The sequence below is a fragment of the Pseudomonas sp. X4 genome, assembly GCF_040784925.1.
Lineage (GTDB): Bacteria > Pseudomonadota > Gammaproteobacteria > Pseudomonadales > Pseudomonadaceae > Aquipseudomonas > Aquipseudomonas putida_Z.
This window is the reverse complement of the sequence record NZ_CP160798.1, coordinates 4,775,159-4,789,361: the sequence shown is the minus strand read 5'-3', so window position 1 is coordinate 4,789,361 and position 14,203 is coordinate 4,775,159. Positions and strand designations below refer to the sequence as shown.

The 14,203-nt window shown below is 60.8% G+C and carries 5 protein-coding genes; 4 read left to right on the top strand and 1 reads right to left on the bottom strand.

From position 1 onward, the window contains the following. Nucleotides 1-14 precede the first annotated feature (14 nt). Nucleotides 15-3,677, bottom strand: a complete 3,663-nt coding sequence (gene tssM / locus ABX298_RS21405) for a type VI secretion system membrane subunit TssM (RefSeq protein WP_367393600.1) — start codon at nucleotides 3,675-3,677, stop codon at nucleotides 15-17. A gap of 292 nt (nucleotides 3,678-3,969) precedes the next feature. Between tssM and tssF the strand changes: the two genes are divergently transcribed. The 4 genes from tssF (at nucleotide 3,970) to ABX298_RS21385 (ending at nucleotide 14,197) form a co-directional block, all read left to right on the top strand. Then, nucleotides 3,970-5,733 carry a type VI secretion system baseplate subunit TssF gene (tssF, locus tag ABX298_RS21400; RefSeq protein WP_367393599.1) on the top strand — a complete coding sequence of 588 codons (1,764 nt, stop codon included), beginning with the start codon at nucleotides 3,970-3,972 and terminating at the stop codon, nucleotides 5,731-5,733. Nucleotides 5,734-5,749: 16 nt separating this feature from the next. After that, nucleotides 5,750-6,553 carry a type IVB secretion system protein IcmH/DotU gene (icmH, locus tag ABX298_RS21395; RefSeq protein ID WP_367393598.1) on the top strand — a complete coding sequence of 268 codons (804 nt, stop codon included), beginning with the start codon at nucleotides 5,750-5,752 and terminating at the stop codon, nucleotides 6,551-6,553. 242 nt (nucleotides 6,554-6,795) lie between these two features. Next, nucleotides 6,796-9,555, top strand: coding sequence for a type VI secretion system Vgr family protein (locus tag ABX298_RS21390; RefSeq protein WP_367393597.1), 2,760 nt, complete (start codon nucleotides 6,796-6,798; stop codon nucleotides 9,553-9,555). Next, nucleotides 9,530-14,197 (top strand): RHS repeat-associated core domain-containing protein, encoded by a 4,668-nt coding sequence (locus ABX298_RS21385; RefSeq protein ID WP_367393596.1) that lies wholly within the window; start codon nucleotides 9,530-9,532, stop codon nucleotides 14,195-14,197. The genes ABX298_RS21390 and ABX298_RS21385 overlap by 26 nt, the downstream gene beginning before the upstream one ends. Nucleotides 14,198-14,203 lie beyond the last annotated feature (6 nt).

The following is a 14,203-nucleotide window of genomic DNA, read 5'->3' as shown; positions in this document are numbered from 1 at the left end:
GCCTGCGCCGTGCCCTATCGCCCTGCCACTGCGCTGGCCGTGCCGTCACGCAACAACCGCTGCGGCAGGGCGAACCCTGCAAAGAGCTGGCGGGTGAAGGGGTTGTTTGCGCCCGTGGTGTGAACCTTGTAGCGCGCCGTATCGCCGGCAATCATGAAACCGAGATCGATACTGGTGGATGTACGGGCATTCAGCCCACCGCGGCTGAGCAGGCGGTAGAGCGACCAGGGGCCGTGATAGCCCAGGCTGACTGTGGTACCGGCAACCTGCACCAGGGTGACACGGCTATGCCCACTCTCCCCGGCAGGGCCCGGCCAGGTCATGCCGATCGGCTCCTTGCCCCGGTCCGCAAACGCATGCAGCTGCCCATCCAGGTCGAAGACACTGCCGCGCAAGCCACCGCTGATCGCCAGAGGCTCCAGGCCGAAGCTCACGTTCAGCTCCCCGCGATTGTCGAAAAACGCGTTGCGTATGGCTTCAGCCTGCTTGAGCTGCACCATGACTTCGGGGCGGACCAGGTAACCTTCATCCGCACGGGAGTACAGCGCATCGAGGTTGTCTTCGAGAAACACCGCAAGGTACTGGTCCTGGAAGCGCTTGAGCTGGCCTTGCGGGCCAAAGAAGGCTTCAAAATCCTTGAGCGACACATCCGGCCCGGCCGGGTCGATGGGATAGCGTGAGGCCAGTCGCTCCTGGTAGACGCTGTAAACCTCGGCATCCCAACGCTGCTCCAGCTCCCGTAACGCCATGACCATCAACACCTGCGAAGTCTGCTCCGCCAGCTGGCGAACATGCCGATTGAGGGGTTCCGGCAGGCCCGTGGCAATGCGCTGAAGGTTGCGAATGGGGTCGGGCGCCGTTTCCGAAAAACGGCTCAACACTAGCGCCAGGGCGGCCTTGCCCCGGTCAGGGCTGTCCTGCACCGCCTTCAGGTAGTCGTGTACAGCGCTGATCGCCTGGAGTGTTTCGTCATGGTAGGACGGTTTGTCACCCCGCACGTCGAGCATCCCCGAAAGCCCCGCGAAAGACCGATAGATGCCCATGGCCTGCATGCGAACCTGCGGATCGGCGTTCGATTCCTTCTCGCTGTCCGCGGCCTGCGGATAGATCAGCGTATTGCTGCGCACGGTTTCCAGCAGCCGGCGTATCGGCGCTGCCGGGCCGCTGACTTGTTCCAGAACACCCAAGGCATGCGCAAGATCGCTGAATTCGGCAACCGAAAACTGGTTCAGCACACGCCGCCAACTGTCGATGTAGTCGGCGCTGTACAGGGCTCGCAGACGCTCCGCCAGGGCCTGGCGGTCCATGTCGGAGTAGTCGAGGCTACGCCGCTCCCCTAGCACCCACTGATCGACCAGGGCGAGGTCGGCCACGTTCTGGCTATGCTGGTCGAAATAGTCGCGAAAGCCCGTCGCCGTCAGTAAAGGTGGCAGGGACAAATTGGCGTCGACGGCCGCCTGGTGATCGCGCTCGGCCAGTGGCCTGTAGACGATATCGAACGCTGGGCCGATCTCGTTGCGCAAATCCAGCTCACCGTGCAATTGCTCCCGAGCCTGCTGCCTCAAGCCGATGTAGACACGCTCGGCCAGCGGTAGCTTGCGCAACTGCTGCTGCGCTTGGGCAACGACCTTCCGATACTCCGGCAGCTCGACATCTGCGTAGGCCAAAGCGTACCTGAGGTGGCGCATCAGCGCGGCCTGCAGCTGGCCCTGGCCCGGATACGCCCTTTGCCACTCGCGAGCCATCCATTGCTCGACCATCTCCGCCCGACGATTACCGCGATCCTCGATCATGCGATACACGCGCAATGCCGCCAACTGCTCGTCGCTACCGGGGGCAGCTTGCTTGACAGACGCTGCCACGCCGCCCGCAATCACCGGTAGAAAGCGCTGGGCCAGGGCATTCAGGTACGCCTGGTCCACTTGCGGGCCAATGGCTTTGCCCTGGTACAGCCCCATATCCGTGAACACACTCCAACCAGAGCGATAATCGCCGTACAGGCTCACGGCATCACGGATCTCATTCAACGGCAGCAGCAGGCCGCGCCCGGTCAAATCATCCTTGGCGTCCGTGCTGGTGTTGCTGAACGCAAGGCTTTTCTCCAGTACCTGCTCCGCCTTGTCACGGTTGACGCTGTAGAAGTACGCCCAACCACCGGCCATGGCCAACCCGCACACACTCGCCGCCACGGCGCCGCCCTTCAACAGGCGGCCCTTGCGCCGGGCGACCTTGCGGTTGTCGCCCGCCAGGCCGGCCTCGGGGTAGACCACGCGTTGCAACAGCCGCTGCGCGAAATACACCACGGAGGTGCCTTGCGGCTTGGTCGACAACGCCGGGGTAGCGAAGGCAAAGGCGCGGGCAGAAGCATCCGCGAGCAGGTTGCGCACTTCGCCTCGCTGGTAGACCGAGGAAAAGTACAGGCCACGCACCAGGGGTGGGGTGCTGTAGCGGTCACTGACCAGTACATCTCCAAGGAAATTCAGCAACATCTCCTGCGCCCCGCTCAGCTCCCGAAGCAGCGAGCAGGCGCTCTTGCCCGTGGTGCCAGGCGCGCCCACGGTAGCGCTCATCAGTTGCCTGGCGAGGCGCCCCAGGAAGCCCTGATAGGCTCCCTCCAGCTCCTGCAGCCAGGCATCGAAGTCCTTTACCGAACCCAACGTGAAGGTAAAGCCCTGCACCTCTTCCCGCTCACGGGCCGGGAGCGCGGCGAACAGTTCCTCGAAACCGTCCAGCAAGTCGAACTTGCTCATCACCACGTACAGCGGCAAACGCGTACCCAACTCACCGCCCAGCTCCGTCAGGCGCGCGCGCAGCATCAAGGCCAGGTCACGTCGCGCCTTCGCCGGTCGCCCGAACAGGTTGACCATATCCACCAGCAAGACCACGCCATTGAGTGGCCGTCGGCTGCGGTTCTGGGCAAGCCAGCCAATCATGTGCCGCCACAGGCGTCGCTCGACGCCCGCCGGCAGGCCTGTGGGCTCGGCCGGTGCTCTCGCCGTCAGTGCCGCCTCCTGCACTGCTGGCAGCGTGTTGTTATCGCCCCCCTCCTCCTTGATGGGCTTAACCACACGCGCCGGGCGCTCAGGCTGGCTGATGAACTCGCCCGGCGGATCGATCAGCACCGCGTCGTCACCTACCCACCAGTCGATGCCAAAAGCCAGGTCCGGATCCGTGCAGGCCCGCTGGGTGGCGCCATCGGTGCGGGCGAGTGCAAAACGCTGATCCGAACGGCTGACGAAGCTCGACTTGCCCGCATTCTGTTCGCCAAGGATGAGGTACCACGGCACATCGTAACGGTGCCCGCGGCCACCTTGGCTGTCGCGCAAGCGGGCCAGGCTGCTGTCGAGGGAGCGCTGCTGGGCCTGCAGATGCACCAGGCACGGGTCTTCCACCTCGCGCCGCTGCCGTTGCTGTTCGCGTACGATCGAGCGGTTGCGCCGATGCACCCACGCGCTCCATGCCAGCAATGGCAGCATCACCAGCAGCACGGTTGCCGCAATCCGCACCGGCAGGTCAACCAACGGTTGCTGCTCACGCCAACGCCATTCAGGCCCCAACCACCATAGCCAGACCACTGCGGCAGCAACGCCGAGCAGTACCACACCAACAACTACCGGCATTGCCTGACGCTGCACCAGCAATACACCGCGCAGCAGACTGTCCTTGTTCACTTTCATAGCGGCAAACCTTACCGACTGCATATCCGAATGATTTAAGGCACCTCACAGTGCACACTGGCAAAAACAGTAGCAGCATTGAAAAACACTATTCAATGATATCAAGCAAGAAATACCAGCTAACACTTTTCTTGCAGACGCCGGTGACTTTCCTGAATTATGAAATAAAAAGAACTTGCCTCAGGAAAGTTAACAACCCAGCAACTTGTGGGAACTTTCCTACAAATACGCCATGCGCACTTTTCATCAACCCCGGCACATGCCACCAGATAGAGCGCCCAACGCGATAAACATGAAGTTCAAAGACTGGTTCATGCAGGAGCAGCAGACCCTACGGGAATTGGGTGACGACTTTGTCGAGGACGACCCGCGTCTGGCGCCTGTCCTTGGTCGCACCGCCTCGGACCCGGCCAGCGAGTACCTGATGGAACACTTCGCCTTCCTGACCGCTCGCCTGGTCATGAAGATCGAAGACCATCTGCCCGAGCTGACCCACCCGTTGCTGCAGCTGCTCTACCCCAATTTTCTGCGTCCGCTGCCGAGCATGACACTGATGCAGTTCCAGCCTGTCGACCACGCGCTGAGCGAGACCCAGGTGCTGCCCAAAGGCACCCCTGTGTTCTCCCGAGCCGTTGACGGCGTGAGCTGCGAGTTCCGCACCTGCGCGGACCTGGCTATCGCGCCGCTGGAAATTCGCAGCATCACCACGCAACCCAGTGCCGAAGCACCGGTAGTGCGCATCGACCTGGGCGCCTTGTCCGAGCAGCCGCTGCGGCAGATGAAGTGCGACCAGCTGCGGTTTCATCTGGCTGGCAGTAAACGCAATGCACTCACCCTCTACCAGTGGCTGGCGCGGCACCTGAACAAGCTTGATCTGCATATCGGCCAGCACCGCTTTGCGCTACCACCCTCAGTGGCCTTCGTCGGTTTCGAGGCAAATGAAGCGCTGCTGCCCAGCCCCGGCGAGCAGATGGATGGCTACCGCATCCTGCACGAATTCTTCTGCTTCCCGGAGCGCTTTCATGGGTTTCGCATTGACGGGCTCGGCAGCTACTGGCCTGACGAGGCCGCCGTTCATATCCAGCTGGAGTTCGGTTTCAGTGCGCCCCTCCCGCCCGACATACAGATCGACCAGACAACGATCCTGCTCAACTGCATCCCTGCCATCAACCTGTTCAGTTGTACGGCAGAGCCCATCCCGTTGAATGGGCAGGCGCTGTGTGAAACCGTGCGAATGGGGCGCCAGGGCGGCAAGAAAGGTGAAATTTTCAGCATTGATCGAGTCAGCAGCCAACGCCAGAAATCCAACGATCACGTACAGGACTTCAAACCCTTCGAGGCCCTGGACCGCGACTTCCCGTTGGCCGAGCCGACGCCCGCCCGCTACTACAAGCTGGACATCGAGCAGGAACCCGTCAATGACAAGGTGCAACACAGGATTCGCCTGGTGCATCACAACCTTGCGCCCTACCTTGGCCTGCACGAAGAACTGAACATCGACCTTACCTGCAGCAACGGGCCCCTTGCGCAGCAGCTCAGGGTTGGCGAGGTCGATGTGACCACCCAGGACACCCCCTCGTTCGTCACCTATCGAAACCTCACCCGCCCCACCCGCAGCTACCCGCCGATGCTGCAGAGCGGTGGCCAAGGTGAGCGCCACTGGGCGCTGGTCTCCAACCTTGCGCTGAACAACCTGTCGCTGTCTTCTCCTGCAACTCTTGCCGCGGTACTGCGGGTTTACGACTTTGTCGCCGCCCATGACCTGCAGCAGGAGCGCAATACCACCCAGCGCCTCGACGCCATCAGACAGGTGGACAACGAGCCCTGCGATTGGCTGGTCAAGGGCGTGCCGGTTCGGGGCATGCGCACCACCCTGCACATCGACCCTGCCGGCTTCGAATGCGAGGGTGAGGTGCAGCTGTTCGGCAACGTGCTGTCCCACTTCATGACGTTGTACGCCAACAGCAACTCCTTCCATCAACTGCAGATCATCAACACCGCCAATGCAACCCGCCAGCTATGGCCTGCCCGGACCGGGCGGCAGCCGGTGATGTGACCAGGAGGTCCGCCCTATGACCGTTACATCCGCTCAATCGTATGACAAGGACCAAAAAGATACGCGCGGGTCGCCCCCACTCAGCGAACTGTTCCCTCATGTCGACGCGCTGGGATTCGACACCCGCTCGAACACCACATTCCCCCTCTTCGACATCGCCTCTCCCCTGTTCGGCCTGGTCATTCGCCTGGAAGGCACCGAACACTATGACCACGTCGAGCAGTTGCATGCCCACGTCAAGAACATGATCCACGGCATGGTCGAGCAGGTACGCCAGCTTGAACACTGCGACGAAGGCGACCGCGTGGTGTTTTCCTACTGCTTGTGTTGCGTGGTCGATGAAGCCGTGATGACCACCTCCTGGGGGCGCGACTCGTCCTGGAAAGTCCAGTCCTTGCTCAGCGCCATCCATCAGGAAACCTGGGGCGGCGAGAAATTCTTCAGCGTGCTCGAACGCTTGCTGGACGCCCCCGAACAGCGCTACGACCTGTTTGTGTTCCTGTTCTGGTGCCTGGCACTGGGCTACCGCGGCAAGTACGCCAACCAGACCAATGGCGATGAGGAACTGGCCGCCAGGCTCAAGCGGGTCCATGACCGGATCGTTGAACTGCATGGCCCCGAAGCCGAATCGCAACCCCTGACCGACCCTCTGGCCAATGTCGCGCCCCGGCATTACCGCATGAACCGCCAACTGCCCTGGTGGACGCCCTGGGCCGTGATGGGCGTGTTCTGCACAGGCCTGTATTTCTACTTCGCCACCAAACTTGACGGCATTACCCAGCAAGTACTGGCATCACTGCAGGCGATGCTGCAGCCATGAACTCGACAACCTCGAACTGACATGACGCAACAGTCACTGTGCCGATGGGCGCAGCAAGTAAAACTTTGCCCGAAACAAGATAGATCCTGCATTTAGCGAAACTTCCTACAAATTTTTAGGAAGCAACTTTCACGACCAGGAACGGATTCCTCATTACGGTCGTGAGCACAACTAATGCCTCGCGTCATAGGACGCGACCGGTTTCATGAACCTGCCCGATGGGACGAACCGCAGGAGTACGCATGAGCAACCTGAATGATGTGCGCTTTACCTTCAGTACCCCAGCCGACGAAGCCATTCAGTTTGATGTCGTGTCATTCGAGCTGACCGAAGGCGTCAGCCAGTTGTATCGCCTGGAAGTCGAACTGGTGAGTTTCGCCGACGATGCCGACTTCGCCACCCTGCTCGACCACCCCGCGCTGCTGACCATCTGGCAGCAGGAGCAACCGGTGCGTCACGTGCATGGCCTGATCAGCAGCTTCGAACAGGGCAAGACCAGCCACCGCCGCACCCGCTACCGCGCCATTGTCGAACCGCAGCTAGCCCGCGCCGGCCTGCAGTCGGACTGGCGCATCTTTCAGCACCGCCCCGTGCCGCAGTTGCTCGAGGAGCTGTTCCGCGAGCGCCGGTGGGGAACGCTGACCCAGTACCTGGTCAACCCGCACCAGACGCGTGAGTTCTGCGTACAGGCCGGTGATCTGGACCTGAATTTCTTCTGGCGGCTATCGGCAGAAGAAGGCCTGATCTCGATCTTCGAGCACAGCCAAGGCAGCCATGGCGTGGTCCAGGCGGACCAGATCAGCCAGTTCGGCAGCCTGGAAGGCGACCCGGTGTTGTACGTGGCCAACCGGGGTGGCACGGCGCGCCAGCCCTGCCTGCATGACTTCCGCTATCGCGAGCAGGTACGCACCAGTATCCAGGTCCAGCGCGACTACACCTTCACCCACCCGCGCTACAACCTGGAACACACCCTGTACCCCAGGGACATGGGCAACCAGGGCAACGAGTACGAGCGCTACGACTACCCCGGCCGCTACAAGCACGACAACGCCGGCAAGCCGTTTACCCAGACCCGTATCAACGCCTTGTTCGGCGATGCCCGGGTGGCCCAGGTCAAAGGCGACGACGCGCGCCTGCAGCCGGGCATTGCCTTCCAGCTGGCCGGCCATGCCCGTGAGGACCTGAACATCCTCTGGCGGCCGATGCAGATCACGCACAAGGGGCAGCAGTTCACAGCGCTGGAAGAGGATGCTGCCGAAGCCGAAGTCGGCACGTCCTACACCTTCACCGCCACCTTGATTCCAGCCCGGGTCGAATGGCATGCACCTGCTTGCCCCAAGCCCGTGATCGACGGCCCGCAGATGGCCAAGGTGGTCGGCCCACCCGGCGAGGAAATCTACTGCGACGAGCACGGCCGCGTGCGCGTGCAGTTCCCCTGGGACCGCCTGGGCCAGGACGACGACAAGAGCTCGTGCTGGGTGCGGGTGACCCAGGCCTGGGCCGGTGCCACCTGGGGCCATATGGCCATACCCCGCATTGGCCAGGAAGTGGTGGTCAGTTTCCTCGACGGCGACCCTGACCAACCGATGATCACCGGGCGTAGCTACCACATCGTCAACCGCCCGCCGTATCGCCTGCCCGAGTTCAAGGCGTTGAGCCCGCTCCGCAGCAAGGAGCACCACGGCAAGCGGCACAACGAACTACGCCTGGACGACACCACCGGGCAGATCAGCGCGGCGCTGATGAGTGACCACGACCACACCGCGCTGCACCTGGGTTACCTGACCCATCCGCGTCACTTCGGTGGCCAGCCCCGTGGCCAAGGTTTCGAGCTGCGCACCGATACCCACGGGGTGATCCGCGCAGGCGGCGGCCTGCTGCTGACCACCGAGCTGCGCGCCCGCGCCGTCCAGCACCACACCGACCTGGCCGAAACCGCCGAACGCCTGCAGACCGCACAGCAGTACCACACCACCTTCGCCAGGGTCGCCCGCGACCACCTGGCCCAGGAAGGCGGCGATCAGGATGAGGTCGGTGAAGCGCTCAAGGCACAGCACGACGCCATCTGCGGCTACGGCGGCAACCCTGAAGCCAACCGGTTTCCGGAACTGGCCGACCCGCAGCTGGTGCTCGCCAGCCCGACCGGCATCGCGACCACCACCCCGGAATCCACCCACATCGCCAGCGGCGAACACCTGGGCCTGAGCACGGGTGGCCACACCAGCCTGGCCATCGGCAAGCGCCTGCTGATCAGTGCCAGCCGAGGGGTACGCCAGTTCGTCCAGAGCATGGGCTGGCGACTGGTCGCGGCCACCGGCGACATCGACCTGAAGGCCCTCAAGGACAACATCAACCTGCTGGCCAAGCTCAAGGTCAGCGTCACCGCCGAACGCATCACCCTCAGTGCCAAGGAGGAATTGGTCATCCAGGGGGGCGGCAGCAGTACCACCTACACCGCAGGGGGAATCCTGCATGCCACCGCTGGCCAGTACACCGCGCACGCGACTGACTTCATCTACAAAGGTTCGAAAAGCCAGGCGGCGGCGTTTCCCGACGCCCCCAAAACAGGTAGCGGTAACCTCGAACTGTTCCAGCACTACGCGAACAACCATGCGTTCAAGGGGGCCGCGTACGAAGTCGAGGACGCACTGGGCCAGGTCGTCAAAGGGACATTGGACGAAAACGGGTTTGCTGCCATATCCGGACTCGCAGCGGGGCCAGTAAAAGTCCACGTGGGTCGCGACCAAACCAAAGCCATCTCCGCGGCACCGTTTGCGGAACAGCCTTCACCCTCCACTTCCGATCAAAGCATGCCCCTCAGCCCCGCAGCGGCAATGCAGGAAGCCGTGAGCCAACTCATCAGATCAGGCGAGATGGACGCTCACGATGCCAAGCGATTCATCCAATCCGCGCTGAAGGCTCCGCGCATTGCTACCACCCCGTCGCAAGAGCCCCCGCTACCGATGACGCTCCCCAATGCAAGGACAAACCAACATGGATAGGTGTGGCGGGGTAGTCGCCCCTAAAGAGACCTTCGATGAAGAGGACGTAAGAGCCGGCACCGAAATGCTGGCCAGATGGCTAACGGACCTCACAGGAGACATTGTCAACTGGAGGACCGTCATTTCTGTTGGCGAAGTTCTCCCTGTAGCCGGGTCCATCTTTGCTGCAACAGATGCCATTGGCGACATCATAGAGCTGGCCAAGGGTGACAATGCCTATCGGGCTGACCCGTTCAACTGGGTAGGCTTGGGCATCAATCTGTTTGCGATCGCGCCACTTCCTGGTGTCGGGCCCGCACGGATGGTCATGCGCCCAACGCTGAAATCGCTGAGAAGCGCCTCCAAGGACGGCATCGCTCAAGCACTTCTCAAAGCGATTGAAGGCGCACTCGCCGAGGTTTGTCCCGGTGACCTTGAAGAATTCATCGGCGAGATCGAAGCCAGGTTGCATAGCATCCTGGCCAGCTTCGCGGAGAAGATTGTCGAGGTTTGCAGGTTCCTCGCCAACCTGATCCGCTCGGTGGCGGACGGAACGGTGAAGGATGTCGCCTTGACCGCCCTGTTCCCAGGGATGCGGCTGGTTGCAGAGGCATCTGACTACTTCAAACGAAAAACCGGGATTGGCTTCAGCAAGAACGAACTGGGCTTCGGAGAAAGCGAAAAGCTAAAAGCGCTGCTTGAGCCTGTCGCACAAAGCCTCGAAAGCATCGGCCGGATGGCAGGCGACAAGATAGTTGCGATCGGCAGCAAGGCGGACCCAGGCAGCATCGCCTCAATTTTGAGTGCACTAAGCCTGGCATTGCGCAGAAGAGGATACACACCGAGACGAAGTAGCGTCGCGCCTGGCTCAACCAGCCAAAGCCGTGGCGTCCAGGGGCGCCATGGCACCGAGGCAGCTCCTGGTCAGCGGGCAGCAAAGGCAGACCCTAACTGCAAGAAGCGTGGCGCAAAAGCGGCTACCAACTGCAGCATCAGCTTCGCCACGGGTAGCGAAACGATCGTCCATACCGATTTCCAGCTACCTGGGGTATTCCCTATCGAATGGAACCGCACCTATCGCTCCTCGTTATCAGCGTTCGACAGCGGGCCATACGGAGCGCGCTGGATAACCCCGTTCGCGGCTCGCTTCGATCTCGACGACGACCGGCTTACCTACCATGGTACTGACGGTAGAAGTCAGAAGTACTTGATGCCCAAGCTCAAAGGCAGTCACTACGATGCCATCGAGAATGTGGTCATCGCTCGGGTCGCCAAAGACACCCTCGCCCTGTTTCGGGGTCATGAAAGCCAAGAGATCTACCAGCGGTACGGTAATCAGTTTCGCCTGAGCGCCATCAGGAACAAGGGCGGCTCCAGCATTTCACTGCACTACGAGCATTGTGTAGCCGACACTGCCGCGCTCTCCGATCTGGTGACCTATCAACACGACACACCTCATCAGCATATCCACACGCAGATTGATGACCAGGGGCGCGTCATCGCGCTTTGGCTGATGTACGAGGGCCAGCCACAACGCCAACTGGCGTCATATACCTATGACGCACAAGGCGATCTGTGCAGCGCCAAGGACGAACACGGGGCGCCATGGACGTACCAGTACAAGCACCATCTGGTGACGCGCTACACCGACCGCACCGGCCGGGGCATGAACCTCGAATGGCTTGGCGAAGGCGCGGATGCCAAAGCTGTTCGCGAGTGGGGCGACGATGGCAGTCTGGACACCCGATTGAGCTGGGACCCGAACATCCGCCTTACCCGCATCGTGGACGCCAACGGCAATGAAACCCAGCATTTCTGCGACATTCTCGGCTACCCCTATCGCATCATCCATCCCGACAAGAACGAGGAGTGGCTTTACCGGGATGCCGCCAAGAACGTCACCCAACACATCCATACCGATGGCAGCGTCGATGTCTACGCCTATGACGACCGCGGCAATCTACTCCAGCACACACGCCCGGACGGGACCTCGATCCACCACGCCTATGACGACCTGGACCAGCGCTTCAAGACCCGCGATGCCGAGGGCGGCCTGTGGAAGTACGATTACGACCAGCGCGGCAACATCATCGAAACCCAGGACCCACTGGAGAACAAGACCCTCTATACCTACAACAGCGACAACCTGCCCATCGCCATCACCGACGCCAACGGCGGTGAGAAGAAGTTGGCCTATAACCCTGATGGCCAGCTGACGAGCTACACCGATTGCTCAGGCAAGACCACGCAGTGGAAATACAACGCGTTGGGGCAACTGGCCAAACTGATCAACGCCGCCGGCGAGGTTACCGAATACCAGTACGAAGCCGGTCAGCTGGTGTTGCTCATCCACCCGGACAAGACCACCGAACGCTTCGAGCGCGATGCCGAAGGCCGCTTGCTCAGCCACACCGATGCCCTGTATCGCCGAACCGCCTGGACCTACAACGAAGCAGGGTTGATTGACCAGCGCCACAACGCCAATGACACCACCCTCACCTACCACTGGAACAAGCTCGGCCAGCTGGTACGCCTGCGCAACGAGAACAATAGCGAAGCCTGCTTCAAATATGACCCTGTCGGGCGGCTGCTCAAGGAAACCGGCTTCGACAAAGAGACCACCCATTACCTCTACGACAACGGCAGCAACCTGCCCACCCGCCGCGTGGATGGCGACAGGACCACGCACTTCGAGTACGACCCCATGGGCCGGCTCATCCAGCGCAAGGCCGCTCGGCGTGGCGGTGACAAGTGGGAGGTTGAAACCTTTGCCTATGACGGCAATGGCAACCTGCTGGCGGCCAACAATGAGGCCTGCAGGCTGCAATGGTTCTACGATGCTGCCGGCAACAACACGCGCGAGCATCAGTGGCTGGATTATCTGGTCAAGCCACAGGTTGCCGTGTTCAGGCATGAGTACGACGCCCTCAACCAACGCATCGCCACCACCCGCCCCGATGGGCACAAAGTCAGCTGGCTGACCTACGGCAGCGGCCACCTGCTTGCGCTCAAGCTCGATGACCAGGAGCTGATCAGCTACGAGCGAGATGATCTGCACCGGGAGATCGGCCGCGTGCAAGGCAATGGCCTGGTCCAGCGCCAGACCTGGAGCCCGAATGGCCAGTTGCTGGAGCAGACACTGGTTCGCCAAGGTGAATCCAGACGCATCGCGGCGCGCAGCTACCGCTACGACGAGGCCGGCCAGCTGTGCCACATCGACGACCTGAACCGTGGCCACCTGCACTATCGCTACGACCCGGTTGGCCGCTTGCTTGAAGCCAGCCGCAACTACGAGAAGGAAACCTTCGCCTTCGACCCGGCGAGCAACCTGCTGGACCCCGAGGCACCACCCAATCCTAATCCGCACTCGCCGCACAAGCTGATGGACAACGTGCTGCGCAGCTACTGCGGCACGCAGTATCGGTACGACGAGCGCGGCAACCTGCAGGAGCGGATTGAGAACGGCAAGACAGGCAAGTTTACCTGGGACCTGTATGACCGGCTGCGGCGCTACGAGGATGAGCGGCTGGTTGTCGAATTTGGCTATGACGCGTTAGGCCGCCGGGTGTACAAGGACTCGCGCTCGAAGTACCGCAAACGGTTACAAGCAGGGCCGGTCTGGAACGAGAATGCGCGGCGAGCGCTGGATGAAAAGCTGGGGTGCGATCTGACGCTGTTCATCTGGGACGGCGATACGCTGGCGTTCGAGCAGCGCGGTCGGGATGGTAAGGGGCGGACTACGCACTATGTGTTTGAGCCGGGGACTTTCGTTCCGGTTGCGCAAGGGGTGATGAATCACATTGAGGAGATGCTGCATCAGCCACATTACGACTTCCCGTATGCCATCGACAGAGATCCGGTTTGGCAGGAAAAATTAACGCCGAAGCGGTTTTACACCCTGGGCTGGTACCAGTGCGACCATCTTGGCACTCCGACGGAAATTACCGGGTGCAGTAAAAAAATAATTTGGGAAGCCATTTATAGCACTCTGGGTAGAGAGGGCACGAATGCCGAAAAAGATAAAATAGAGGCGGCTAACCTACAGATCGCCAGTCAAATACGTTTCCAAGGTCAATATTTTGACATAGAAACCAAACTTCATTACAACAGATATCGCTACTACGACCCCAATGTAGGCCGCTTCATTGGGAAGGATCCGATAGGCTTCTCTGGAGGCCTAAACATTTACAACTACGGCCCTAATCCCACCGAATGGGTAGACCCGCTGGGACTATGGGGCGAAAATCCAAAATTTAGGTATCGCCAAAATGATAACGGCACTTTACGGAGCGTAGTTGCCCAGATAAGAGACAAAGACCTTGATACTGGAACAAATATCAATCGAAGCTCTCGCAGATACGCCCAAGAAATTGGTTGTAGTGGTGACCATGCTGGCCATGCAATCGCCAACCGCCTAGGCGGTCTAGGCGGAAAGGGAAATGTCTTCCCCCAAAACAGCAATGTAAATACAGGAACATTCAGAGTCTTTGAAGAGAACATTTACAACCAAGCCAAAAACCCAAACACCACCGTAGTCGTTCGGATAACCCCAAAATATGAAGCAGGAGAAACAAGACCACACAGTGTTTTATATCAAGCAAGAGTAAATGGCGTCACGCAAAGACAAGAATTCCCTAACCCTTGCGGCTGCCCATGCCGATGAACTCAT

Excerpts from the sequence above, each read along its gene's own strand:
- tssM (WP_367393600.1), bottom strand. The coding sequence starts at position 3,677 with ATGAAAGTGAACAAGGACAGTCTGCTGCGCGGTGTATTGCTGGTGCAG.
- tssF (WP_367393599.1), top strand. The coding sequence starts at position 3,970 with ATGAAGTTCAAAGACTGGTTCATGCAGGAGCAGCAGACCCTACGGGAA.
- icmH (WP_367393598.1), top strand. The coding sequence starts at position 5,750 with ATGACCGTTACATCCGCTCAATCGTATGACAAGGACCAAAAAGATACG.
- ABX298_RS21390 (WP_367393597.1), top strand. The coding sequence starts at position 6,796 with ATGAGCAACCTGAATGATGTGCGCTTTACCTTCAGTACCCCAGCCGAC.
- ABX298_RS21385 (WP_367393596.1), top strand. The coding sequence starts at position 9,530 with ATGCAAGGACAAACCAACATGGATAGGTGTGGCGGGGTAGTCGCCCCT.